The organism is Methylobacterium sp. Leaf361 (assembly GCF_001424445.1).
In the GTDB taxonomy this organism is placed as follows: domain Bacteria; phylum Pseudomonadota; class Alphaproteobacteria; order Rhizobiales; family Beijerinckiaceae; genus Methylobacterium.
Genome location: NZ_LMPY01000012.1, coordinates 500,314 through 523,164 on the forward strand (window position 1 = coordinate 500,314; position 22,851 = coordinate 523,164).

The window sequence follows — 22,851 nt, forward strand, 5'->3', positions numbered from 1 at the left end:
CGCGACCGCCCTCAGTGCCCCCCGGCCGGCGCCCCGCCGCCGAGCTTGACGCTCTTCAGGCTCAGGGCCAGCGGGACCGCGCAGGCCGCGACGAGGCCGAGCACCCAGAACACGTCGATATAGGCCCAGTAGGCCACCTGCGTGCTGAGGACGCTCCCGATCCACGCCGTCGCCTGGTTCTGGGCCTCGATCCCGGCGTAGCCGTGCTCGGAGAAGTACTGCGTCGCCTGCCGCATGGTCTCCTGATACGCCGGCGAGGCCGGGTTGACGCTCTCCACGAGGCGGCTCTGATGGAACTGGCTCCGGTAGGCCAGGATGTTCTGCGCCAGGGAGACGCCCATCGAGCCGCCGACGTTGCGGGCGACGTTGATCAGCGCCGAGGCCTGGTCGGTCTGGTCCTTGCGGATCCCCTCGTACGAGGCCGAGGTGATCGACAGGAACACCATCGGCAGGCCGATGCCGATATAGACCCGCGACCACGCGAAGAACGCGAAGGTCGTGCTGCCGTCGATCCGCGTCAGGTCGTACATGCCCAGCGCCACGATGGTCATGCCGGTGGCGATCAGCCATTTCGGCTGGACGTAGGACGAGATCCGGCCGGTGAGGAACATCATCACCACCGTGACGATGCCGCCCGGGCCGAGGACGAGGCCCGACAGGGTGGCGGTGTAGCCGTAATATTCCTGCGTGATCTGCGGGATGAACTGCGTGGTGGCGATCAGGATCGCCCCGGTGAACATCATCACCAGGAAGCACGAGCCGAACTGCCGGTTGCCGATGAGGCGGAGGTCGACGGCCGGGTTCTCGCGGGTCAGCAGCCACGGGATCATGGCGATGAACGAGACGACCATCAGCACGCCGGACACGTTCATCAGCGTCGAGGTGCCGAACCAGTCCTTCCGCTGGCCCTCGTCGAGGATCACCTCCAGCGAGCCGAGGAACAGGGCGACCAGCACGAAGCCGACGATGTCGAAGCGGATGCCCTTGCGCACCAGGGCGCGGCGCTCCTTCTTGGCCGCGTCGCTGTCCTCGATCAGCCAGTACATCAGCCCCAGCGCGATCACGCCCACCGGCCCGTTGATCAGGAAGCACCAGTGCCAGGAGGCGTTGTCGGAGAGCCAGCCGCCGAGCGTCGGGCCGATCACCGGCGCCACCACGATGGCGACCCCGTAGAGCGCGAAGGCCTGGCCGCGCTTCGCCGGTGGGAAGGAATCGGCCAGGATCGACTGCGCGAGCGGCGCCATGCCGCCGCCGCCGAGCCCCTGCATCACCCGGAACAGCAGCAGCGATTCCAGGCTCCAGGCGAAGCCGCACAGGATCGACGAGACGGTGAACAGCGCCACCGACCACATGAAGAACGCCTTGCGGCCGTAGCGCTTGGCCAGGAAGCTCGACGCCGTGAGCGTGATCGCGTTGGCGACGAGGTAGCTCGTCACCACCCAGGCCGCCTCGTCCGGACCGACCGCGAGGCCGCCCGAGATGTAGCGCAGGGCCACGTTGGCGATGGTGGTGTCGAGCACCTCCATGAAGGTCGCCAGCGCGACCACGCCGGCGATCAGCCACGGATTGTGGCCGCCCGGCGCCTTCCCGGACGCGGACCTGCCGCCCGCCGCCTTGCCGCCTGCCGCCTTGCCCGCACCCGGCCTGCGCCCGGGCGCGGCCGCGCTCCCCCGGCCGGCCACGTTGCTCACCGCACCGTGACGGTCGGGACGATCGACATGCCCGGGCCGATCGACACGTCCGTCGGCCAGGTCTTGACCACGATCTTGACCGGGATGCGCTGGGTCACCTTCACGTAGTTGCCGGTGGCGTTCTGCGCCGGCAGCAGGCTGAAGGCCGTGCCCGAGCCCGGCTGCACCGAGGCCACCGTGCCCTGGATCTTGCGGCCGGGATACGCGTCGATCTCGATGTCGACCGGCTGGCCCGGCCGCATGTCGGTGATCTGCGTCTCCTTGAAGTTCGCCGTCACCCAGATATCGTCGGGCACGAACATCGCCAGGGTCTGGCCGGCCTGGGCGAGCTGGCCGACGCCGCCGGTGAGCCGCACGACGCGGCCGGCCTGCACGGCGCGGACCGTCGTGTAGCCGAGGTTCAACTCGGCCTGCTCGACCTGCGCCCGGTCGCGGCCGAGCTGCGCCTGGGTCGAGGCCTTCTGGGCCTGGAGCGAGCCGACCTGCTTCTGCGCGGCGACCACGCTGGCATTGGCGCTCTGAACCGCCGCCTGCCGCTGCTGCAGCGTCGAGGTCGCCGACTGCGACTGCTGGACCGAGCCGGAGCCGCGCTCGGCGAGGTCCTTGTAGCGGGCCGCGTCCTCCTGGGCGAATTTCAGCGCCGCCTCGGCGGTGGCGACCTGCGCCTTGGACACCTCGATGTTGGCGTACTGCGCCTGGATCTGCGCGTCGATGTTCTTGATGCCGGCCTCGTCAGCGGCGACCTGCGCCTTCGCCTGGTCGAGGGCGATGTCGTAGTCGCGCTGGAAGACCTGGAACAGGATCTGGCCGGCCTCGACGTGCTGGTTGTCGGTGACCGGCACGTCCACGAGGTAGCCGCCGACCTTCGGCTGGATCGAGATGCTGCGCGCGTCGACGAAGGCGTCGTCGGTGCTCTCGTAGGGGTGCATGTAGAGCAGCCAGTAGAAGAACACGCCGACGCAGAGCGCGACGACCGCGAGCCCGCCGAGCAGGAACGCGAGCGGGTGGCGCCGCAGGACGTTGGGGCGCCGCGCCTCGTCCCCGTCGTCGTCGGAATCCGCCGCGTCGTCGTCGGCCTGCCCGTCCTGCGCCTCGGGCGCGCCGTCGGCCTCGTCCGCGCCGGGCTTGCGCGCGGTCTCGCGGTCGGTCTCGCGGTCCGCGGCCGGCACGGCGCGGTTGAGATCGAGCACGTCGCGCTCGCGCGCGACGGCCCGGCCGTCGGCCGGCCGCGGGCGCGCCTCGTCCTCGGAGAGGTGCCGCTGATCGTCGAACATGGAAAGTCGTCGCCCGATGGGCCGGCCACCCGGGGGTGACCGGGCTTGTCGCATCGCCCGCCTCAGGCAGCAAAAGCCGGCCGCAGGCCCAAGGTTCCACGCGCGGATCAGCCCGCCTAGGAACGCATGCCGCACTGCGGCGTTCTGCGCCCGGAACCTTTGCCGTTCCCGGCCTCAAGGCCCAGGAGTTCGCCATGACCAGCAGCCCATCCCCGACGCCGAACCGCCCCGGTTCCGGCCCCGCGACCACCCCCACCGGCATCCCGCTCGTCGGCGCGGCGCGCCTCGACGCCATGAGTGCGGCCCTGGCGCGGAACTGGTGGCTCGTCGCCCTGCGCGGCGTCATCGCGGTCCTGTTCGGGGCGATCGCGTTCATCGCGCCGGGCGCCTTCGTGCTGTCCCTGGTCCTGTTCTTCGCCGCCTACATGCTCGTCGACGGCGTTGTCGCCGTCGTCGGCGCGGTCCGGGCCGCGCAGCGCCACGAGCGCTGGGGCTTCCTGCTGGTCGAGGGCCTCGTCGACATCGTGGTGGGCGTCGCGGCGGTGCTGGTGCCGGCCGCCGCCGTCTGGGCGTTCGTGCTGCTGCTCGCCGCGTGGGCGCTGGTCACCGGCGGCCTGATGATCGCCGCCGCCTTCCGCCTGCACCTCCATTACGGGCGCTGGTGGCTGGGCCTCGGCGGCGTGGTGTCGATCCTGTTCGGCCTCGCGCTGCTCATCAACCCGGGCATGTCGGCCCTGGTGCTGACGTGGTGGATCGGCTCCTACACCTTCGCCTTCGGCATCCTCCTGCTGATCCTGGCCTTCAAGCTGCGCGCCCAGCACGGGGCCGTCGGTCCGGGAGCGCCGCTCGGCCGGTGAGCCGGCCGGGACCGGATCGGGCCCCGTGGCCCGATCCACACGGTGGCGGCGCGATCGACGCGCCGCCCGTCCCGCGACCCCGCGGCTGCGGGACACCGCGACGGATGCGGCTTAGAAGGCTCGGTCGGCCGGATCGGCCGGTCCCGGAACACCCACCACGATGACGCCCGACGCGCCGGAACGCGCCCCGGCCGACGGGCCGAAACCGCCGAAGCCGGACCCCGCCGTCGACGCCCCGGACCCGCGGCTCGCCGCCCGGGAGGCCGGGCGGGCCGCGCGCGACCTCGCGCGCCATCTCCGGACCCTCTTCGCCGCGGCCGCGCTCGGCCTCGCGCGGACCGGCCGGGCCCTGTCGGCCCGCGCGGCGGAGCGCGCGGCGCGGGCGCGACGGGCACCGGCGGAGCGCCCGCCCGCCGTCGAGGAGACGGACGCGCGCGCCCTGAACCGGCGTTCCCGGCCGATCCTCGGCCGCCGGCACCCGGCCCTGCTCGCCGCCGCCCTGGTGGTCCTGCTGCCGGCCCTGGCGCTGGCGATCTACCTGTTCGCGGCCTTCGTGAGCCTGCCGCCGCTGGGCGGCGCCGTGGTCGAGACCGGCCAGCGGGCGATCACCGTCGAGGCCGACGACGGCCGGGTCTTCGCCACCCGCGGCAGCTTCCGCGGACAGAAGCTCACCGCGGCCGACCTGCCGCCGCACCTCGCCCAGGCGATCGTGGCGATCGAGGACCGCCGCTTCTACAGCCACTGGGGCATCGACCTGCGCGGCCTCGCCCGGGCGGCGTGGCGCAATCTCCGCGGCGGCGGCGTGCGCGAGGGCGGCTCGACCATCACCCAGCAATATGTCCGCCTGACCTCCCTCAACCAGGAGAAGACGCTCTGGCGGAAGGTGCAGGAAGCCTTCCTGGCGCTGCGGGTCGAGTCGACCATGAGCAAGGACGCGATCCTGCTCGGCTACCTCGACTCCGCGTATTTCGGCGCCGGCGCCTACGGGGCGGACGCGGCGGCGCGCCGCTACTTCGGCAAGCCCGCCAAGGCGCTGAACCTGCCGGAATCGGCGATGCTGGCCGGTCTGGTGCGGGCGCCCTCGCAGCTCGCCCCGACCCGCAACCTCGGGGGCGCCAAGGAGCGCGCCGACGTGGTGCTCCAGGCCATGGTCGAGACCGGCGCGATCTCGCAGGCCGAGGCCGACGCCGCGCGCAAGCAGAGCGTGACCCTGAAATCGCCCCCCGAGGCGCCGCCCGGCACCAACTACTTCCTCGACATGATCGCGGGCGACGTGAAGCGCCTCGCCGGCACCGACGGCGACATGACGGTGCGCTCGACCCTCAACCTCGACCTGCAGAGCCTCGCCGAGGGCGTCGTGGCCCGCCGCCTCGACAAGGACGGCGCCCGCCGCAAGGTCGGCCAGGCCGCCATGGTGGTGCTGTCGAAGGAGGGCGCGATCCTCGCCATGGTCGGCGGCCGCGACTACGAGGACAGCCAGTTCAACCGCGCCGTTCAGGCCAAGCGCCAGCCCGGCTCCCTGTTCAAGCTCCTCGCCTACCTGACGGCCTACGAGAAGGGCTACACGCCGGAATCCGTGATGGTCGACCGCCCGGTCCAGATCGGCGACTGGCAGCCCGAGAACGACGACGGCCGCTACCGGGGGCCCGTGCCCCTGCGGACCGCCTTCGCGCTCTCGATCAACACCGTGGCGGCCCAGCTCGGGCAGGATGTCGGCATCCCGGCGGTGATCGCCACCGCCCGCAAGCTCGGGATCCAGTCGGACCTGCCCAACGTGCCGAGCCTCGTCCTCGGCTCGGGCGCCGTGAGCCTCCTGGAGATGACCCGCGCCTACGGCTCGGTCCTGTCCGGGCGCACCCCGCTCCAGTCCTACGGTATCCAGGCGATCCGCGGGGCCGCGCCGCAGCCGCTCTACGTCCGCGCCGACGCGGGCCCGGGCCCGATGCTGGCGCAGGAGCCGCGCACCATGATGCTCGACTCGCTGCAGGCGGTGGTGGAATCCGGCACCGGCCGCGCCGCGCGGGTGCCCGGCCAGATCATCGGCGGCAAGACCGGCACGAGCCAGGATTTCCGCGACGCGTGGTTCGTCGGCATGACCCCCGACCTCGTGGTCGGGATCTGGGTCGGCAACGACGACGACAGCCCGATGAACCGCATGTTCGGCGGCGAGATGCCGGCCGGGATCTTCCACGACTTCGTCCAGCGGGCCGCCGAGAAGCTCGCGAAGGGCAAGGCCCGCCCCTCGGCGGAGCGGGCCGAGCCGGCCCGGGCCGCCGCCGCGCCCGCGGCCGAACCTGTCGCGGCCGGCGAGGTTCGCGGCGTGCCGGAGGTGATCGATACCGGCACCCTCAACCTGCGCGGGCGGGTCGTGCGCCTCCTCGGCGTGGTCGGCGAGCGCGGCCATCTCGCCCGCCAGCTCGCCAGCTACCTGCGCCGCCGCGAGGTGGTCTGCACCGGCCTGTCCGACGGGGCCACGGCCCGCTGCCGCATCGAGGGCGACGACCTCGCCGGGCTGATCCTGGCCGCGGGCGGCGCCCGCGCCTCCGAGGACGCCCCGCCGGACCTCCTGGGCGCGGAGGAGCAGGCGCGCGCCGAGCGGGTCGGGCTGTGGGGCCGGTGAGGGCCTAGCCCGTCCCGAGCTTCGCCAGCGTCCGCGGGTCGGGGTCGCCGTCGAAGTAGCGCGCCAGCGCGTCGGCGAAGACCGGCTCGCCCGGCACGGCGCGCGCGAAGAGCGTCATGCTGGAGCGGAACTTCAGATCGTCGGGCGAGCCGAAGATCGCGTGGGCCGAGAGCCCGGCGACGGCGTTGACGGCCGCCGTGCAGGCGCGCAGGCGCCCGCCGAGCACCGGGTGCGCCGCGTAGGCCTGCGCCTCCGCGAGAGACCCGATGGCGTAGCGCTGCGCCATCGGGCTCGCGCCGAGCCCGGCGATCTGCGGGAAGATGAACCACATCCAGTGGCTGCGCTTGTCGCCGGCCTGCAACTCCGCCAGGGCGCGCCCGTAGACGCCCTCCTGCGCGGCGACGAAGCGGCCGAGGTCGTAGGTGTCGCTCATGCGCGGCTCCGTTGTTCCGGTCCCGCACCGTCAACCGCGCGGCGCCCGCCGGTGATGCAGGCGCGGGTCCGGAGTGCCGCTGACGCCGCGCCGGGATTGGTGTAAGCGCCGCCCATGCTCGGAACGCTCGTCGCCTTCATGGTCGCGAACCCGGCGATGAGCCACGCCCTGACGGCGATCCCCGAGACCGCCGGAATGGCGGCCGTTCTGATCCTGCTGCGCAGTCCCCGACCGGAAGGCGTCGCGGCGCTCGTGGTCTCGACCTACTATTACGGCCGCGAGGCTGGGCAGCGGGAACACGTCCTCAAGCACGCGGGCTGGGACGCCGTTCAGGCGCATCTCGGCGCCGAGTTCCTGTACGGCTGGTCCCTGCCGAACCTGCAGCAGTGGGTGGCGCCGACCTGCGCGGCCTGGGCGGTCGCGGCCGCGATCTATCTGGTCCGGTCGCGGATGGCGCGGGCGGCTCTGCCGGGTACCCGGCTCAGGCGCGGGTGAACGGTCCGTCCGACGGCCCGATCTCGCTCCGGTCTCCGAGGAGCCGCCGGCCCGAGGCGATGATCTGGACCGTCTCGCGGCTGGAGCACTGGCGCCGCGCCAGGGCCTCCAGGTCGCGCAGGTAGTCGATGATGGGACCAGGCTGCTTGTCGGCTCGGCCGATCACCGGCTCGACCTTGGCGGTCACGAGGCCGCCGACCGTGTCCCAGAACTCCGCCGGTCGGATCGCGGCGTCGCCCATCGCAGGCTCGTGCATCCCCGGTCTCCGCTGTGCTCGCACCGCTCTTGTCGAGCGTTTCGGCCGCCGGCGCATTGACCCATGTTGAAGACGCTCCTCCGGAGCGCGGGGCTCGCGGCATCGTCATCCGCGCGCCGGGCGATCCGGCGGGGCAGCATCCGGTGCGCCGCCCCATAATGGACCGCGCCACCGCGCGCGTTTCGGATCGACCGCAGGGAGCCCGCATGCCCGCCGACGACGTCCCAACCCGCGATGCCCGCGCACCCGAGCCCGCACGGACGCGCGCGCCCCCAGCCGGGGAGAGCCGCCTCCGCTCGATCGCCAAGGCCGTGAGCTGGCGCGTCGTCGGGAGCCTCGACACGCTGCTGCTGTCCTACCTGTTCACCGGCAGCGTGCTGGTCGCCGGCTCGATCGCCTCGACCGAGACCGTGACCAAGACCGTGCTGTACTACCTCCACGAGCGCGGCTGGGGCCTGATTCCCCTCGGTCGCGCCTGAGACCCGTCCGGGAGGCCGCGTTGCCCGCCAGCTCCGCCCCGCCGCCCGGCGGCGTGACATCCTCGAGAGCCCGAACCGGAGAGAGCCGCATGCCGCAGATCACCGTCGGAGGACTCGGCCTCCGCTACCACCTCGAGGGCCCGGAGGACGCCCCGGTCGTCGCTTTCTCGAACTCGCTGGGGGCGACCCTGGAGATGTGGGACGCGCTGGTGCCCGCGCTGACGGGGCGTTACCGGACGCTGCGCTACGACACGCGCGGCCACGGCGGGTCGGAGACGCGCGACGGGCCCGTCGCGATCGCGGATCTGGCCGGCGATCTCGCGGGCCTTCTGGACGCCCTCGGCATCGGACGCGCCCATCTCGTCGGCCTCTCGCTCGGCGGGATGACCGTGCAGGCGCTGGCGAGCGCCGATCCCGGACGCGCGCTCAGCGCCACCCTGATGGCGACGGCGGCCTTCCTGCCGAGCCTGCAGAGCTGGGACGAGCGCGCCGCGACCGTGCGCGCCCAGGGGACGGCGGCCGTGGTCGAGGCGACGCTGGGGCGCTGGTTCACGCCGGGTTTCGCGGAGCGCGCCCCCGAGACGGTACGGGCTGTCCGCGAGCGATTCCTGGCCTGCGATCCGGCCGGCTACGCGGTGTGCTGCGGGGCGATCGGGCGCATGGATCTCCGTCCCGCGCTCGGAGCCATCACCGCGCCCACCCTGGTGATCGCCGGCCGCGACGATCCCTCGACGCCCCCGGCCATGGCCGAGGAGATCTGCGGCGGCATCGCCCAGGCCGAACTCGTCGTGCTGCCCCGGGCGGCGCACCTGCTCGCCGTCGAGCGCGCCGAGGCGGTCGGCGGCTACCTGCGCGCCTTCCTCGACCGCGCCGCGCCGGGCGCGTAGGCGGGCCGCGGCGGCGCCGTCCCGTCAGTCGCCCGAGTGTCCGGGACCGCGCGCCGCTTCAGTGGCAGGCGATCCCGACATCGGCGGGCGACATCCCGCGCGCCAGGCGCCGCCCGGTCCGCAGCAGCGCCTGCCCGAGCAGCGACACGGTCAGCGCGTCGCCGTCCTGCTCGGCCAGTCGATAGGCCGCGAGCAGGGCGTCGCCGAGATCGCCGAGCGTTGCCGTCGGCTCCGCGTCCGCGCGCTCCGGCCGGCTCCCGGCAATCCGGTCGCGTCCGTCCGCCGCCGCGCCGTGCGGTCCCTCGGTCAGCGCGACCGGTCTCGCGCGGCGTCTCGCGTTGCCGTCGTCCTCTGGTGAGCCGTTCCGCATCGTCTTGGTCCCTCAACCACCTCGAGGGTGCACCTACAGGTTGCGGACCGTCAACTCCCTCCGATCGCGCCCGGCGAGCGGTCGAGCGTCGCAGCCGCCGCGGCGGTCGGACGGGGTGTCGGACTGGGTGTTGGACGGGGTGTAGGACGTTCCGCAGGCGCGGGAGCGGCCGGAGCCCGCAGAGCAATCGCCGCGATCCACAACTTTTACGTGCAGGCCCCATGGATCGGCGCGTCCGGGCGAAGGTTCAGGGTCGCCATGAACGCAGCAAGGCCCCCGCGGTCAGCGCCGCGGAGGCCTCGCTCATCCACGCTCCATCAGGAGCGCGCGGACGGTTTTACTTGATGAGGGCCAGGAGAGCCTTGCCGGCCTTGGAGTTCAGCTCCTTGGCGTCGAGGGTGCCGTCGTTGTCCGGGTCGGCCAGCTTGAAGCGCTCGCCGACGGCCGCGAGGTACTCCTTCTTGTCGAGGGTGCCGTCGCTGTCCGGATCGGCCTGCTTCACGCCGGAGGCGCTCAGGCGGCCCTTCAGCTCCTTGGCGTCGAGGGTGCCGTCGGCGTCCCTCTCGAGACGGTCGAAGGTCGCCGAGGCCACCGCCTCCACTTCCTTCATGTCGACGGTGCCGTCGTTGTCGGTGTCGATCATCTTGACGGCGCTCGTCCCGCTCATCGGCTTGGCGAAAGCGGCCGGAGCGGAGAGGCCGCACACCGCGAGGGTGACCGCCGCGAAGCCACTGATGAAACGTGAGGTCATTGCCAGATGCTCCCGAAATTTGATGCTCGATCTTCCTAGTCTCCGACTCACCGTGCCGCAAGTGCGAAATTCGACCCTGTGGGTTGCGTGCTGTCCCGGGCCGCGCTTCGGAGACGCGGCATAGAAAAAGGGGCCGGCGCGAGCCGACCCCCGAAGAGAGCGCACAATCGCCGACAGGCGATTCGCGCGGTGATTCAGTATCCGTAGCCGCGCCGCGTCACCGGGCGGTCGTCGTCGAACCGCTGGCGTCGGTATAGACGATCCTCGTCATAGGCGCGGTCGCGCCGATACTCTTCGCGGCGGAAGTCGCGATCCCGCTGGGCGCGGGAGCGCAGGTCGACACTCGGCCCGTCGGGACCGATGTCGATTCGCTGCGCCGCAGCGGGGACGACGCTCGTCAGGGAGGCGGCCAGGACGGCGCCGGCAAGCAGGGTCTTCATGGGACTCTCCTTCGTGCGTTCGGAGTCCAACCCGTCCTCGCGCCGATCGTTCCCGATGTTCTCCCGTTCTTCCCGGAGCCGACACAGATCCGGACTGATCAGGCGAGCGTCGCCAGGTCCTGAAACCAGTGCTGCGCCTGGACGTAGTTCTTCACCCGCGACGACAGAGCGTGCGGATTGGTGTCGTGAACGACCCAGACCTGCACGGCATCGTCCACGACGATTTCGTGGATGCGCGCGAGCAGCCGGTTCTGCTCGGCCACGTCGAGGCTCGCCTTCACCTTGTCGCAGAGGGCGTCGACCTCGGGATTGCGGTAGTGGCTCCAGTTCACGCCGTTCGGCGCAATCTGCCGCGAATCGTAGAAGCGCAGGATCGCGTAGAACGGGTCGGAGGTGACGTAGGCGATGTTGCCGGCGCTGACGCCCTTGAGGCTCGGATCCGCGGCGCCCTGGCGCCACGCGGTGTAGGCCACCTCCAGCTCCACGGTCTTGAACGCCACCTGGATGCCGACCTCGGCCCAGCTCTGCTGGACGAACTCGTTGATCGGCAGCGACAGCATCTGCCCGGTGCCGCCGGTCGGGATCAGGACCGTGGCCTTCACGGGGTTCTTCACCGAGTAGCCGGCCTCCTCGACGAGCTTGCGCGCCGCCTCGACGTCGGTCCGGATCTTGAAGCCCGGCTTGCCGAACCACGGGCTCGACTCCTGAACCTGACCGACGGCGGGCTGGGCGAGGCCGCCCATCAGCTCGACGACGCCCGCGCGGTCGATGGCGAGGTTGGCGGCCTTGCGCAGGCGCAGGTCGCGCCAGGGCGAGCCCTCCACCATCGACAGGTGGTAGTTCCAGACATGGGGCGTCTCGTTGCCCACGACCCGCATGCCGGCGGCCTTCAGGCGCGGCACCGCGTCGGGCGCGGGCGTCTCGATCAGGTCGACGCTGCCGGACAGGAGCGCATTCACCCGGGCGAGGTCCTCGGGGACGCAGGCGAGGGTCAGCTTCGCGAGCTTCGGGACCCGCTTCGGGTTCCAGTAGCCGGCATTCGGCAGCAGCTCGAGGCGCACCCGCGGCACCAGCTGCCCCATCCGGAACGGCCCGGTCCCCGAGGGCTCGAAGGCGAACTTCGCCCAGTCCTTCCCGACCTTCTCGTACTGCGCCGGCGACGAGATCAGGAACCAGAGCATCTGGTAGGGGAACAGGCTGTCGGGCGTCTTGGTGACGACCTGGACGGTCTTGACGTCGACCTTCCGGTAGCTCGCGACGCCGGGCAGGCGCGGGCGGACCTGGGACGCCTGCCGCTGGTCGAAATGCGGCGCCTCCTTGTTCAGCACCTTGTCGAAGTTCCAGATCACCGCGTCGGCATCGAAGGCCGACCCGTCGTGGAAGGCCACGCCCTCCCGCAGGTGGAAGGTCCAGACCTTGGGGTCGGCCGGGTCGGCCTCCCAGGCGGTGGCGAGGCCGGGCACCATCTTGCCCGGCCGGTCGGCGACGTCGAGTTCCCAGGCGACCAGGGGATCGTAGAGGGTCAGTCCGGTGAACTGGTAGCCGCCCGCGCCCCGGTCCGGCTGGCCGGTCGTGAGCGGCAGGTCGGTCATGGAGATGCCGTAGGTCAGGGCGCCGGGGGCCGCGCCCTGCGCGCCGGCGCGGCCCGCCGCCCCCAGCGCCGCCAGGGCGACGCCCCCGGCCATCAGGGATCGGCGTGTCGGCTTGATCGGGTTCATCGTGTCTCTCGGCTGAAGGCGCGGGCGCCGCACGGAACGGCACCTGCCCTCGGGCGCGCGGCGGCGCGGCCCGGGCCTCCACCCCATGCTGCATACAGAATGATGCACGCATCGTGCCCAATGGCCGCCGGCGTCCCCCGGATAGCCCGGGGGTCAGGCCTCCCAGACCTGGCCGGGCCTCAGGGCGACGAAGCGCTCGGCCGCGATGCCGGCCCCGCCGAGGGCCGCCGCCAGCGCCTCGGCGGGCCGCTCGACGCCCTCGTCCGTGAGCTGGAACGTGCCCCAGTGATGGCCCAGCGCCTGCTCGGCGCCGAGCAGGCCGAAGACCTTCACCGCCTCGGCCGGGTCGACGTGCTGCGCCTGCATGAACCAGCGCGGCTCGTAGGCGCCGATCGGCAGCGTCGCGAGGCGCGGCGGCCCGAACCGCGCCCGCACGTCGGAGAAGAGGGCGCCGTCGCCGAAACCGGTGTCGCCGACATGGTAGTGCACGCCGCGGGGCGAGGTGATCACGAAGGCGCACCACAGCGCCATGCGCCGGTCGTTGACGCCCCGGGCCGACCAGTGGTTCGCGGGCGTCAGGTGGACCTGCAGCCCGTCGCCGAGATCGACCGACTGTCCCCAGTCGCGGGTCTCGACATGCATCGTGTCGTCGTAGCCGCGCAGGATCGTGTCGTTGCCCAGCGGCGCCACGATCAGCGGCTGGTGCGCCTGCCAGAGCCGGGCGAGGCTCGGCCCGTCGAGATGGTCGTAGTGATTGTGGGTGACCAGGATCGCGTCGATCGGCGGCAGGTCGGCGAAGGCGATGCCCGGCGGGTTGACGCGCTTCGGCCCGGCGAAGCGGACCGGGCTCGCGCGCTTGGCGAAGACCGGGTCGATCAGGATGTTCCGGCCGGCGACCTGAACGAGGTAGCTCGCGTGGCCGATCAGCACGACCCGCAGGCCCTCGACGCGCTCGGGCGGCCGGTCGGCCGGGTAGGGGCTGGGGAAGCTCTTGGGCCAGGGCTCGCGCTGCCGCTTGGCCTGCCAGCGCAGCACGTCGGGGAGCGCCTTGTCGGTGGACTGACCGGGCAGGAAGAACCGCAACCCGTCGAAATGGTCGGAGGTCGGGCCGCGGTAGTACGGGTTCCGGCCGCGCCGGTGCGCGGCGTAGCCGACGCCGCCGAGCGTCATGACCGTGGCCGCACTCGCGACCGTGAGCAGGCTGCGCCGTTTCATGGGTCCGAGATGGCCGGAACCGGGGGCCGGTCAAGCACTGCGCGGCGCGGCGGGGAGCCTCAGGGCGGTTTCGGCGCCGTCTCAGGGACGTCGCTCAGCGACGTCTGCAGGGACGCATCAGGCGGCCGGAGCGCGCCGGCTCACTCCACCATCTCGGCAGCGAGGGACAGGCGCGCCCGGTAGACCACCTTGCCGACGCCGTCGCGGACGCAGGCCACGTAATCCTGGCGCTCGACCTCCGGCAGCATGTCGCGGGCGATCGCCGACATGATCCGGGTGACCTTGGCGCGGGCCGCCGGAAGGTCCGGCAGGTCGAATCCGACCTCATCGTGGATCGGCTGGGAGCCGTCGTGCAGGTCGATGAAGTAGCGGGGCATCGGCGCCAAGCATCTCTAAGAGAAGTAGTCTGCCGACAGGATTGGTCTTGCTATGGTTAACAGTGCCTTAAAAGCCGAGCTTTGAGGCCGCTCCACGGTCGGGCGAAGGCCGCTTCCGGCCTCGCTGCGCCGCGCCCGACCCGCCCCGCGCTTCGGGACGCCGCGGGCCGGCGCGGCCCGGCGCGGGAGGCTTCCTCGGCGGACGCGGCCGGGAGAGCCGCCCGTCCGGCGGATCCGGCGGGCCAGATCCGTCGGGCCGAAGCCGCGAGCCGGCCCGCTCAGGCGGGCCGGCGCCGCGATCCGGTTCTCACACGCCGTCCGGCGGCAGCGCCTCCGTCACCTCGACGCGGCGGTTGCCGGCCACCGGAACCGTCTCCTCGGTGGCGGCGACGTCGCTCTGAGCCGGCGCCCTGTCGAGCGCCTCGGCGACCGCCGCCACGCCCTGATAGCGGGTCAGCCGCCGGTCGATCATGCCGTCGATCCGGTCGTGCAGCTCGGACACGGTCAGGCTGCGGCGCTTGCCGCCCGTCTTCTCGGTGAACAGGCCGCGATTGGCCCGCGCCGCGGTGCGAAACTCGCGGCCGGCGACCTCGTCGGGCTTCTCGGAAGAGAGCGACAGGAAGCGCCCGGCGCTCGCGGTGCCGAGGAAATGGGCGAGGTACAGCTCGGTCGTGGTGAGCGCGCGCCCGACCCGGGCCTCGATCCGGTCACGGTCGCGCTTGATCAGCTCGGCCGCCATCAGGGCGGCGACGCGCGGGTCGTTGCGCAGGCCGAGCACCCGGGCGCGCATGCTGCCCGTCACGGTGATCGCGGCGCCCCGACCCTTCACGGCGGCGGCTTCCTCGGCGAGCCCGTAGCGCGCGCCGTAAGCGCGGATCATCTCCAGCCAGGTGCGGGCAACGAACTGGAACAGGCCCTGCGCCGAGGAGGTCGCGGCCTTCGCCGCGGTGTCGAAGCTCGATTCCTTGTCGGCGAGCGCCATCATGTAGACGGGATCGACGCCGGCCTCGTCGGAGGCCTTGACGATCGTGTCGACCACCTTGCGCGGCACGCTGCGCTCGCCGAACTTGACCGCGTCCTGTTCCTGCGTCACCCGCGGCAGGGCCGCGAGGTCGTCCTGGATCAGGGCCGTGGTGGCGGGCTCCTGCTCCGGCAGGGGCAGGCCGTTCCAGGCATCCTTCGCCGGTGCCGATGCCGGTGCCGGTGCGTCTGCCGATGCCGCGGGCGCCTCGGCGGGAACCGCGGGCTCGAACGCGCGTTGAGCGAGTTCCTGAGCGACGCGCGGGCTGGTGTCGACCCGGTCGTGCGCCTGAGCGGCCGGCGCGAAGTAGGCGGGCGCGAAGGCGGCCTGCGGCAGGCCGAACCCGGCGACGAGCCCGAGGGCCAGCGTCCCGGAGATCCGGCTGAGGCCGGTGCGGCGAAGTGACCGGCGCCCTGCGTCGCGCCCGGCCCGCGGCAGCCACGCCACGGCTTCATCCTCGAAATGCCCCGTGCCGGTCAGGGTCTGCGGCACGAGTCGGTTCACGTCGTCGGCGCAACGCGCCGGCTCCGGGAAAACCCCCATCATCGGTCCTCTTCTAGATCGGTCCTTGCGTCCGCCCGGCTCTGACGGCCGGGTTTTTTCTGGAAGCGGCGGCCCTATCGACGCCGGCCGTGACCAGAATGGGACGGCCCCGTGATCCAAGCGTGGCACGGTCAAGGAAGGGTTAACCCTCCCACTTAGGGCCCCGTTAACGCCGCCGACCGGCGGCCGACCGGCCGCGCGCGGGACGACGACGGGGCGATGTTGTCGCATTCGGGTTGGAACGGAGCACCGCCGAGCCAGTTAGGTACGGCCCCGGGGGGGTGAATTTCCGTCCCAGGACGGACCCTTCAAGACGCCACCCGCGTCCGCACAAGGACATCAGTTTCCGATGAGCATGCAGTCCGGTCGCCGCGTCGGTGTCGCCTTCGTTGGCATGGGAGGCGCCGTCGCCACCACCGCCATCGCCGGCATCGAGATGATCAAATCCGGCTCCAACCGTCTCGACGGGCTGCCGCTCGCCGGTCTCTCCGTGGCCGGCATGGCCGACTACAAGGACCTCGTCTTCGGGGGCTGGGACCTGAACGGCGACGACCTCGCCTCCGCGGCGAGCGGGCACGGCGTGCTCTCGAAGGACGACATCGAGAACGGCGCCCAGGTCCTGAAGGGCATTACGCCCTGGCCGGCGGTCGGCAGCGCGAAGTTCTGCAAGAACATCGACGGTCAGAACCGGATCGTCGCCAAGGACCACCGCGAGGCGGTCTCGGTGATCGCCAACGATCTCCGCCGCTTCCAGAAGGAGAGCAACCTCGACGACGTGGTCGTGGTGAACCTCGCCTCCACGGAGCGCTGGCCCGACCTCAGCGACCCGACCCTGAACTCCACCGCCGCCTTCGAGAAGGGCCTGGATTCGAGCGACGAGGCGATCTCGCCGGCGATGCTCTACGCCTACGCGGCGATCAAGAGCGGCATCCCCTACGCCAACTTCACCCCGAGCGTCGCCGCCGACGTCCCGGCGCTCCTCGACCTCGCCAAGGAGCTGAACGTCCCGGTGGCCGGCAAGGACGGCAAGACCGGCCAGACCATGATGAAGACGGTGCTGGCCCCCGCCTTCAAGGCGCGCGCCCTCCACGTCGACGGCTGGTTCTCGACGAATATCCTGGGCAACCGCGACGGCCTCGCCCTGAACGATCCGAACTCGCTGCAGTCGAAGCTCAACACCAAGGGCACGGTGCTCGACTCGATCCTCGGCTACCCGGTCGAGGACCACCTCGTGCACATCCACTATTACCGGCCGCGCGGCGACGACAAGGAAGCCTGGGACAACATCGACGTCACCGGCTTCATGGGCCAGCGGATGCAGATCAAGGTGAACTTCCTCTGCAAGGACTCGATCCTCGCCGCGCCGCTCGTCATCGAGATCGCCCGCGTCCTCGATCTCGCGAGCAAGCGCGGCGACGGCGGCGTGCAGGAGCAGCTCTCGACCTTCTTCAAGGCGCCGATGGTCAAGAACGGCCACGGTCCGGAGCACGCCTTCGGCAAGCAGGAGCAGATGCTCCGCGACTGGCTGGGCGTGCACTAGGTTTCGTCAGAACCAGGGGGCGGCTTTTCGGAACGAGACGATGCCAAGCGAGACTGAGCCGCCCCGTTCCGGGGGCGCCGCGCCGGAGGCGCTGCGCGACCTTCTGGTCGAGATGAACGACCTCAAGCGCGTCCGCTCCGCGGGCCGTACGGGCTCGATCGCCGAGCGGCTGTTCGCGCAGGGCTGGGGGCTGCTGACCGGCGGCGCCGCGCCCGACGATGTCGCCCTCGACATCGCGGCCGTCACGCTGGCCGCGACGCGCCTCTGCGACCTCGACGCGGCCTTCCTGACCGCGGCGGGGCTCTCGGACGAGGCCGCCTCCGCGGTGCTGGTGGCGGGGTTCGACGCCGTCACCGGAGAGTTCGATCCGGACCTCCGCGACCGCCTGCGCGCGCGGCTCGCGCCGCGTCCGGCCGGCCGGCCCGGGCCGCTGCCGGGCTTCGTCGGCGCCCTTGCGCAGCAGCCGCGGGCGGGCGTCACCTGTCCCGGCCGCGCCCGGATCCTGCTGGAGCCGCCGGAGAACCACGCCGAGCACTGCCTGATCGTGGCGGTCTACGGCGTCTGCCTCAGCCCGTTCTACCGGGCCGATCCCGGCACCGTGTTCCTGGCCGCGATGGCCCACCACTTCCACAACGCCGCCATGCCGGATGCCGGCTTCACCGGCGAGATGCTGCTCGGCGACCATCTCGGCCCGATCATGGCCACCACCACCGTCTGGGCGCTCGCCGAGCTCGACGCGCCCCTGCGGGCCCAGGTCGAGCGCGCCCGGGCGGTGCTGCCCGACGACGCCACCGCCGAGGGCCGCGCCTTCCACGCGGCCGACTGCATCGACCGCGTCCTCCAGATCGCCCAGCACCTGCGCGGGGCCTCGACCACGATGGGGATGGTGCTCGACGAGTGGGAACTGGTCCATGCCGGCCCGGTGAAGGGCTTCCACGATCGTGTCCTCGCCGACATGCGCATCCCTTGATCGCCGGACCCGGTCGCCCATCTGCCCGGGCGGCCCCGAGAACCATGATCCCGTTCGAACTCAGATCGCCGGACACCGGCAACCCGCTGAAGGCCGACGGCCCGCACGCCCTGCGCGACGCGGAGACCGGCGCGCGCTGGCCCGTGATCGACGGCATCCCGTACCTGCGGATCAACCGCGCGGGCCTGGTCGAGCGGGTGCTCGCCCATCTCGACGCCGGCGAGCCCGACGAGGCGCTGGCCGCGCTGCTGGTCGATCAGGACGATTGGTGGAACGGGCCGCCGGCCGATCCCGCCGGGATCATCCGCCTGATCAAGACGCGCCGCGAGGCGACCCTCCGCGACGCGGTCGAGCTGCTCGGCTGGGGCCGCGTCGGCGACTACTTCCTGCACCGCTGGAGCGACCCGACCTTCCTGGCCGGCCTGTCGCTGCTGGAGGCGCACTGGAACGAGCCCGTCTGCGTCTTCGAGTTCGCCTGCGGCATCGGCCACTACCTGCGCGAGTTGCAGCGGCGCGGCTGCAAGGTCGCCGGCGCCGACGTGGTCTTCGCCAAGCTCTGGGTGGCGCGCCACTGGGTCGTCGCCGAGAAGGCGCAGCTCGTCTGCTTCGACGCCGGCTCGCCCCACTGGCCGATCCCTGGGGCGCCGGTCGACCTCGTCGTCTGCAACGACGCCTTCTACTTCCTCGACGACAAGGCGGCGCTCCTCGAGAACCTCCGCCAGAACGCCGGCGACGACGGCTGGCTGGCGCTGAGCCACATCCACAACCGCGACTGCCCGGGCTTCTCGGCCGGACGCGCGGTGACGGCCGAGGAGATCGCCGAGTTCTTCCCCGACGCCCTGGTCTACGACGACGCGGAGCTGACCCGGGCGCTGGTCGAGGCGCGGGCGCCGGGCCCGCAGGACCCCGCCGCCCTGCGAAGCTGCGAGGCGTTCTCGGTGGTGTGCGGTCCCGGGATGCGCCCGGCGCCGCGCGCCCTGGTCGACGGCCTGACCCTGCCGAAGCCCGGCACCGTGCTGCGGCTCAACCCGCTCTACGTGCCCGAGGGCGGCGGTTACGTCATCCGCTGGCCCTCGGAGCGCTACGAGGCGGAGTACGCCCCGCGCGCCACGTACCCGCTGCACTCCCCGGGACCGGAGTCGCTGACCTTCGACGAAAGCCTCGATGCGTCGGAAACGCAGCGCGTGCGCGTGCGCGAGTTCGTCGACCTGCCGGAGCGGTGGTGATGGACGCGGTCGGCTGGGGCATCGTCGGCTACGGCTGGGTCGCCCGCGACTACATGGAGCCCGGCATCCGCGCGGCCGGGCACCGGCTGGTGGCGGTCAGCGATCCGAACCCGGAGAGCCGCGCGGCCGCCGAGCGGGCCGGTGCCCGCGTCCACGCCGATCTCGCCGGCCTGATCGCCGAGCCCGCAGTCGAGGCGGTCTACGTGGCGACGCCGAACCACCTGCACCGCGGCGCCGTCGAGGCGCTGGCCGCTGCCGGCAAGGCAATCCTGTGCGAGAAGCCCATGGCGGCGACGCTGGCGGATGCCGAGGCCATCGCGCACGCCGTCGACTCCCAGAGGATCTTCTACGGGACGGCCTTCGACCAGCGGCACCACCCGGCCCACCGGGCGATCCGCAGGCAGGTCGAGGCCGGCCGGCTCGGGACCGTGACGGCGGTGCGGATCGTCTACGCCTGCTGGCTCGGTCGCGACTGGTCGGAGGCCGGGCAGCCCAATTGGCGGATCGACGCCGCCCAGGCCGGCGGCGGTGCCCTGATGGACCTCGCCCCGCACGGGCTCGATCTCGTGGACTACCTGCTCGGCGAGCCGATCGCCGACCTCGCGGCCCTCACCCAGACCAAGGCCCAGGATTACGCGGTCGACGACGGCGCCCTGCTGATCGGGCGGACCGCGGGCGGCGCACTGGCGAGCCTGCACGTCGCCTACAATTGCCCCGACGCGCTGCCCCGCCGCCGCCTGGAGGTGGTCGGCACGAAGGGCATGCTCGTCGCCGAGAACACGATGGGCCAGACGGCCGGCGGCTCGCTGACCTTCGTCGACGGCGCGAGCGGCCGCACGGAGCCGCTCGCCTTCGACGCCGACAGCTCGCCCTTCACCGAGCAGGTGCGCGCCTTCGGCTCGGCGCTGCGCCGGCCCGAGGAGCGGGCCGCGTACGCGGCGTCCCGGGACCTTCACACGATGCGGCTCGTCGCCCGCGCCTACGGGCAGGGGTAGCGGACACAGGATACGCAGCCACGGAGCCACACCCCGGCATCTCCCACCCACGCCCTCATCCTGAGGTGCCCGCGTCAGCGGGCCTCGAAGGAGGGCTCCAGGGATCGCGCGTCCGGCTGGAGCCCTCCTTCGAGGCCTCCGCTGCGCTTCGGCACCTCGGGATGAGGTGCGTGAATGGGACGACGGCACGGCGCACGGTTCGAGGAAGACGGGAACACGACGTGACCAACGCAGACGCCTTCCACGACCAGGACGACCGCGCCCGCCACGAGCGGATCAAGGCGCCGCGCCCCTACCGTTTCGGCGCCAAGCGGCCGATCGAGGGCCTGCCCGAGACCCTGCCCGACCCGGTCAAGGCCTATCTCGACGTGCTGCCGGAGGGGCGCGTCGTCGGCTTCCCGCTGGCGCCGCTCGATCGCACCGGCATCCCGGTCTGGTTCGTGGCCCTGTTCCTCGACGACCCGTTCTTCGTGGGCGCGATGCCGTCTGGGATCGGCTACGGCGCCACCGACGACGAGGCGCTGATCGGCGCCGTGGCGGAGATCGCCGAGAACCTGATGCCGTCCCTCGCGGTGCTGCCCCGCGCGAAGGAGCGGGCGAGCTATACCGATCTCGCCCGCGTCTACGGCGCCAAGTCGGTCGCCGACCCGCTGACCCTGTGCCTGCCCGCCGGCTCCCCGGTCGGCCGCGACACGGTGCTGGAGTGGACGCCCGCGATCCGCCACGCCACCGGCGAGATCGTCCTGATGCCGCTCGACGTCGCCGCCACCGACTATTTCGAGCTGTCGGAGGGCTACAAGCCTTTCACCAACCTGATCACCAACGGCCTCGGCGCCGGGCCCGACGTGCCCTTCGCGCTGGGCCACGGCGTGCTGGAGCTGCTCCAGCGGGACGGCAACGGCCTGCTGTTCCGGGCCCTCGACCAGGGCGTGATGCTCGACCTCGACGGCATCGGCCCGGAGAACGCCGCCATGCTGGCCCGGCTGAAGGCGCTGGGCATCCGGGCGCTGCCGAAATTCGCCACCGACCAGTTCGGGCTGACCAACCTCTACGTCGTCGGCTACGACGAGGATCCGGCGCGCACCCCGGCGCCGATCGCCCTCTCGGCCTGCGGCGAGGCCTGCGACCCGGACCGGGAGCGGGCGCTCCGCAAGGCGCTGCTGGAGTTCCAGGCCGCGCGGGTGCGCAAGACCTTCGGGCACGGTCCCCTCGACATGGCCGCCACGGTGACGCCGCCAGGCTACGTCGACGCCTTCATCCAGAAGGCGCTGCCCAGCCTGGACCTCGAGGAGAGCCGCGCTCTCCAGGCCATGCTCGAATGGATCGAGATGCCGGCGGCCGACCTGCGCGGCGTGCTCGCCGACACGGTCTATTCCGAGCGCAGCACGAAGCGATTTACGGACTTGCCCTCCACTCCGGCCGCCGACGGCCATGCGCGGGGGAAGATCGCCTGCGACCGGCTGCTCGAAGCCGGGTTCGACGTGCTCTACGTCGACTGCACACCGCCGGGCGGCGGGGTCGGCGTCGTGAAGGCGATCGTGCCGGGGCTCGAGGTCGAGACCATGAGCTACTATCGGATCGGCGAGCGCAACACGAAGAAGCTCATCGACCGCGACCATCCGCTCATCCAGTTCGGCACCGAGAGCGAGACTTTGCGGCCGGTGCGTCTGACCCCTGAAGCCCTGGAGCGGTTCGGCGGCCAGCCGCTGTTCGACGTGGCCCTGGCCGAGCGGATCGTCGGGCGGCACTATCCGCTCTACCGCGAGCCGGAATCGCACCACGCGCCGTTCCGCCTCGCCCAGCGGAAGGGGAGGGCGGCGTGACACTCCGGTTCGCCTACAACACCAACGGCGCGGCCAACCACCGCCTCGACGACGCGATCCACCTGATCAAGGCGGCGGGCTACGACGGCGTGGCGCTCACCCTCGACATCCACCATCTCGACCCCTTCGCCGACACCTGGGCGGCGGAAGCCGGCCGGGTGGCGAGCCTGCTGGAGAAGCTGGAGCTGACCTGCGTCATCGAGACGGGCGCCCGCTTCCTCCTCGATCCGTCCGCCAAGCACGAGCCGACGCTGGTGACCGCCGACGCCGCGGGCCGCGCCCGGCGGGTCGGCTTCCTCAAGCGGGCGATCGAGATCGGCGCCATGCTCTCCGCCGAGGCAGTCTCGTTCTGGGCCGGCGTTCCGAAGCCGGGCGTGGATCCCGGCGAGGCCCGGCGCTGGCTGGAGGAGGGGCTCCACGAGGTCGCCTCGTTCGCCGCCGAGGCCAGTGTCGTGCCCTGCCTGGAGCCCGAGCCCGGCATGCTGATCGAGACGCTCGACGACTACGCTTCCCTCTCCGTGCCGGGCCTGAAGCTCGCCCTCGACACCGGCCACTGCCTCGTCACGGGCGAGCGCGCGCCGGCGGCCGCCGTGCGGGAATTCGCCGACCGGATCGGCACCGTGGCGATCGAGGACATGAAGCGCGGCAGCCACATTCACCTGCCGTTCGGCGAGGGCGACATGGACGTGCCGGGTGTCCTCGAGGCCCTGGAGGCGGTCGGCTTCGGCAAGCTGATCTGCGTCGAGCTGTCCCGCGAGAGCCACCGGGCCGACGTGATGATCCCGCAGGCGCTGGAGTACCTCCGCGGCTGCCGGCGCCCCGGCCCGGTCCTGGCCGGCGAGCAGGAGACACGGCGGCAATGGCAGTGAG

General features: G+C 72.1%; 22 protein-coding genes. 11 read left to right on the forward strand and 11 right to left on the reverse strand.

Annotated elements, in window-relative coordinates:
• Positions 1 to 11: 11 nt before the first annotated feature.
• Positions 12 to 1,682 (reverse strand): DHA2 family efflux MFS transporter permease subunit, encoded by a 1,671-nt coding sequence (locus ASG32_RS11900; protein ID WP_082557838.1) that lies wholly within the window; start codon positions 1,680 to 1,682, stop codon positions 12 to 14.
• 5 nt (positions 1,683 to 1,687) lie between these two features.
• A complete protein-coding gene (locus ASG32_RS11905; RefSeq protein WP_056525991.1) occupies positions 1,688 to 2,965 on the reverse strand; it encodes an HlyD family secretion protein in 1,278 nt (425 codons plus the stop codon).
• A gap of 194 nt (positions 2,966 to 3,159) precedes the next feature.
• Here ASG32_RS11905 and ASG32_RS11910 point away from each other — a divergent pair, with 194 nt between their 5' ends.
• Positions 3,160 to 3,822, forward strand: coding sequence for a DUF308 domain-containing protein (locus ASG32_RS11910; RefSeq protein WP_056525994.1), 663 nt, complete (start codon positions 3,160 to 3,162; stop codon positions 3,820 to 3,822).
• Between the two features lie 160 nt (positions 3,823 to 3,982).
• Positions 3,983 to 6,442 carry a PBP1A family penicillin-binding protein gene (locus tag ASG32_RS11915; RefSeq protein ID WP_056525997.1) on the forward strand — a complete coding sequence of 820 codons (2,460 nt, stop codon included), beginning with the start codon at positions 3,983 to 3,985 and terminating at the stop codon, positions 6,440 to 6,442.
• A 4-nt stretch (positions 6,443 to 6,446) separates the two neighbouring features.
• On the opposite strand, the gene ASG32_RS11920 is transcribed toward ASG32_RS11915, so the two are convergent.
• Positions 6,447 to 6,875 (reverse strand): DUF1810 domain-containing protein, encoded by a 429-nt coding sequence (locus ASG32_RS11920; RefSeq protein WP_056526001.1) that lies wholly within the window; start codon positions 6,873 to 6,875, stop codon positions 6,447 to 6,449.
• 114 nt (positions 6,876 to 6,989) lie between these two features.
• Here ASG32_RS11920 and ASG32_RS11925 point away from each other — a divergent pair, with 114 nt between their 5' ends.
• Positions 6,990 to 7,370, forward strand: a complete 381-nt coding sequence (locus ASG32_RS11925; protein WP_056526004.1) for a hypothetical protein — start codon at positions 6,990 to 6,992, stop codon at positions 7,368 to 7,370.
• On the opposite strand, the gene ASG32_RS11930 is transcribed toward ASG32_RS11925, so the two are convergent.
• Positions 7,357 to 7,626 carry a hypothetical protein gene (locus tag ASG32_RS11930; protein WP_056526007.1) on the reverse strand — a complete coding sequence of 90 codons (270 nt, stop codon included), beginning with the start codon at positions 7,624 to 7,626 and terminating at the stop codon, positions 7,357 to 7,359. The genes ASG32_RS11925 and ASG32_RS11930 overlap by 14 nt on opposite strands.
• Before the next feature lie 206 nt (positions 7,627 to 7,832).
• On the opposite strand from ASG32_RS11930, the gene ASG32_RS11935 reads away from it, so the two are divergent.
• Positions 7,833 to 8,105 (forward strand): DUF2061 domain-containing protein, encoded by a 273-nt coding sequence (locus ASG32_RS11935; protein WP_020092598.1) that lies wholly within the window; start codon positions 7,833 to 7,835, stop codon positions 8,103 to 8,105.
• Between the two features lie 89 nt (positions 8,106 to 8,194).
• Positions 8,195 to 8,992 (forward strand): 3-oxoadipate enol-lactonase, encoded by a 798-nt coding sequence (pcaD, locus tag ASG32_RS11940; protein ID WP_056526010.1) that lies wholly within the window; start codon positions 8,195 to 8,197, stop codon positions 8,990 to 8,992.
• Between the two features lie 58 nt (positions 8,993 to 9,050).
• Here pcaD and ASG32_RS11945 read toward each other — a convergent pair whose 3' ends face one another.
• The 7 genes from ASG32_RS11945 to ASG32_RS11975 form a co-directional block, all read right to left on the reverse strand.
• Entirely contained in the window at positions 9,051 to 9,362 is a 312-nt protein-coding gene (locus ASG32_RS11945) for a hypothetical protein (RefSeq protein ID WP_056526013.1), read from the reverse strand.
• Between the two features lie 337 nt (positions 9,363 to 9,699).
• The gene (locus ASG32_RS11950) at positions 9,700 to 10,113 is read right to left on the reverse strand and encodes a histidine kinase (protein WP_056526017.1); all 414 of its coding nucleotides are present in this window, start codon (positions 10,111 to 10,113) and stop codon (positions 9,700 to 9,702) included.
• A 194-nt stretch (positions 10,114 to 10,307) separates the two neighbouring features.
• A complete protein-coding gene (locus ASG32_RS11955) occupies positions 10,308 to 10,553 on the reverse strand; it encodes a hypothetical protein (protein WP_042675621.1) in 246 nt (81 codons plus the stop codon).
• Between the two features lie 98 nt (positions 10,554 to 10,651).
• Positions 10,652 to 12,271 carry an ABC transporter substrate-binding protein gene (locus ASG32_RS11960; protein WP_056526020.1) on the reverse strand — a complete coding sequence of 540 codons (1,620 nt, stop codon included), beginning with the start codon at positions 12,269 to 12,271 and terminating at the stop codon, positions 10,652 to 10,654.
• A gap of 153 nt (positions 12,272 to 12,424) precedes the next feature.
• Positions 12,425 to 13,486, reverse strand: coding sequence for an MBL fold metallo-hydrolase (locus ASG32_RS11965; RefSeq protein WP_056526023.1), 1,062 nt, complete (start codon positions 13,484 to 13,486; stop codon positions 12,425 to 12,427).
• A 140-nt stretch (positions 13,487 to 13,626) separates the two neighbouring features.
• On the reverse strand, positions 13,627 to 13,863 hold the full coding sequence (locus ASG32_RS11970; protein WP_020092591.1) for a hypothetical protein: 237 nt from the start codon (positions 13,861 to 13,863) through the stop codon (positions 13,627 to 13,629).
• A 307-nt stretch (positions 13,864 to 14,170) separates the two neighbouring features.
• The gene (locus tag ASG32_RS11975; protein ID WP_056526174.1) at positions 14,171 to 15,427 is read right to left on the reverse strand and encodes a transglycosylase SLT domain-containing protein; all 1,257 of its coding nucleotides are present in this window, start codon (positions 15,425 to 15,427) and stop codon (positions 14,171 to 14,173) included.
• Positions 15,428 to 15,776: 349 nt separating this feature from the next.
• On the opposite strand from ASG32_RS11975, the gene ASG32_RS11980 reads away from it, so the two are divergent.
• From ASG32_RS11980 to ASG32_RS12005, 6 genes are all read left to right on the forward strand, one after another.
• Entirely contained in the window at positions 15,777 to 16,967 is a 1,191-nt protein-coding gene (locus ASG32_RS11980) for an inositol-3-phosphate synthase (protein WP_056526026.1), read from the forward strand.
• A gap of 40 nt (positions 16,968 to 17,007) precedes the next feature.
• Positions 17,008 to 17,937, forward strand: coding sequence for a hypothetical protein (locus ASG32_RS11985; RefSeq protein ID WP_056526030.1), 930 nt, complete (start codon positions 17,008 to 17,010; stop codon positions 17,935 to 17,937).
• 44 nt (positions 17,938 to 17,981) lie between these two features.
• Positions 17,982 to 19,163 carry a methyltransferase domain-containing protein gene (locus ASG32_RS11990; RefSeq protein ID WP_056526033.1) on the forward strand — a complete coding sequence of 394 codons (1,182 nt, stop codon included), beginning with the start codon at positions 17,982 to 17,984 and terminating at the stop codon, positions 19,161 to 19,163.
• Complete coding sequence (locus ASG32_RS11995; protein ID WP_056526036.1) at positions 19,163 to 20,158, forward strand: Gfo/Idh/MocA family oxidoreductase; 996 nt, start codon at positions 19,163 to 19,165, stop codon at positions 20,156 to 20,158. The genes ASG32_RS11990 and ASG32_RS11995 overlap by 1 nt, the downstream gene beginning before the upstream one ends.
• Before the next feature lie 221 nt (positions 20,159 to 20,379).
• Positions 20,380 to 21,981, forward strand: coding sequence for a YcaO-like family protein (locus tag ASG32_RS12000; RefSeq protein WP_056526039.1), 1,602 nt, complete (start codon positions 20,380 to 20,382; stop codon positions 21,979 to 21,981).
• A complete protein-coding gene (locus tag ASG32_RS12005) occupies positions 21,978 to 22,850 on the forward strand; it encodes a sugar phosphate isomerase/epimerase family protein (protein WP_056526042.1) in 873 nt (290 codons plus the stop codon). Before ASG32_RS12000 ends, ASG32_RS12005 begins: the two co-directional genes overlap by 4 nt.
• Position 22,851: the final 1 nt, after the last annotated feature.

Coding starts and splice junctions, on each gene's coding strand:
- ASG32_RS11995 (WP_056526036.1), top strand. CDS start 19,163: ATGGACGCGGTCGGCTGGGGCATCGTCGGCTACGGCTGGGTCGCCCGC.
- ASG32_RS11990 (WP_056526033.1), top strand. CDS start 17,982: ATGATCCCGTTCGAACTCAGATCGCCGGACACCGGCAACCCGCTGAAG.
- ASG32_RS11950 (WP_056526017.1), bottom strand. CDS start 10,113: ATGACCTCACGTTTCATCAGTGGCTTCGCGGCGGTCACCCTCGCGGTG.
- ASG32_RS11920 (WP_056526001.1), bottom strand. CDS start 6,875: ATGAGCGACACCTACGACCTCGGCCGCTTCGTCGCCGCGCAGGAGGGC.
- ASG32_RS11925 (WP_056526004.1), top strand. CDS start 6,990: ATGCTCGGAACGCTCGTCGCCTTCATGGTCGCGAACCCGGCGATGAGC.
- ASG32_RS11985 (WP_056526030.1), top strand. CDS start 17,008: ATGCCAAGCGAGACTGAGCCGCCCCGTTCCGGGGGCGCCGCGCCGGAG.
- ASG32_RS11975 (WP_056526174.1), bottom strand. CDS start 15,427: ATGGGGGTTTTCCCGGAGCCGGCGCGTTGCGCCGACGACGTGAACCGA.
- ASG32_RS11980 (WP_056526026.1), top strand. CDS start 15,777: ATGAGCATGCAGTCCGGTCGCCGCGTCGGTGTCGCCTTCGTTGGCATG.
- ASG32_RS11910 (WP_056525994.1), top strand. CDS start 3,160: ATGACCAGCAGCCCATCCCCGACGCCGAACCGCCCCGGTTCCGGCCCC.
- pcaD (WP_056526010.1), top strand. CDS start 8,195: ATGCCGCAGATCACCGTCGGAGGACTCGGCCTCCGCTACCACCTCGAG.
- ASG32_RS11905 (WP_056525991.1), bottom strand. CDS start 2,965: ATGTTCGACGATCAGCGGCACCTCTCCGAGGACGAGGCGCGCCCGCGG.
- ASG32_RS11965 (WP_056526023.1), bottom strand. CDS start 13,486: ATGAAACGGCGCAGCCTGCTCACGGTCGCGAGTGCGGCCACGGTCATG.
- ASG32_RS11915 (WP_056525997.1), top strand. CDS start 3,983: ATGACGCCCGACGCGCCGGAACGCGCCCCGGCCGACGGGCCGAAACCG.
- ASG32_RS11935 (WP_020092598.1), top strand. CDS start 7,833: ATGCCCGCCGACGACGTCCCAACCCGCGATGCCCGCGCACCCGAGCCC.
- ASG32_RS11955 (WP_042675621.1), bottom strand. CDS start 10,553: ATGAAGACCCTGCTTGCCGGCGCCGTCCTGGCCGCCTCCCTGACGAGC.
- ASG32_RS11970 (WP_020092591.1), bottom strand. CDS start 13,863: ATGCCCCGCTACTTCATCGACCTGCACGACGGCTCCCAGCCGATCCAC.
- ASG32_RS11960 (WP_056526020.1), bottom strand. CDS start 12,271: ATGAACCCGATCAAGCCGACACGCCGATCCCTGATGGCCGGGGGCGTC.
- ASG32_RS11945 (WP_056526013.1), bottom strand. CDS start 9,362: ATGCGGAACGGCTCACCAGAGGACGACGGCAACGCGAGACGCCGCGCG.
- ASG32_RS11930 (WP_056526007.1), bottom strand. CDS start 7,626: ATGCACGAGCCTGCGATGGGCGACGCCGCGATCCGACCGGCGGAGTTC.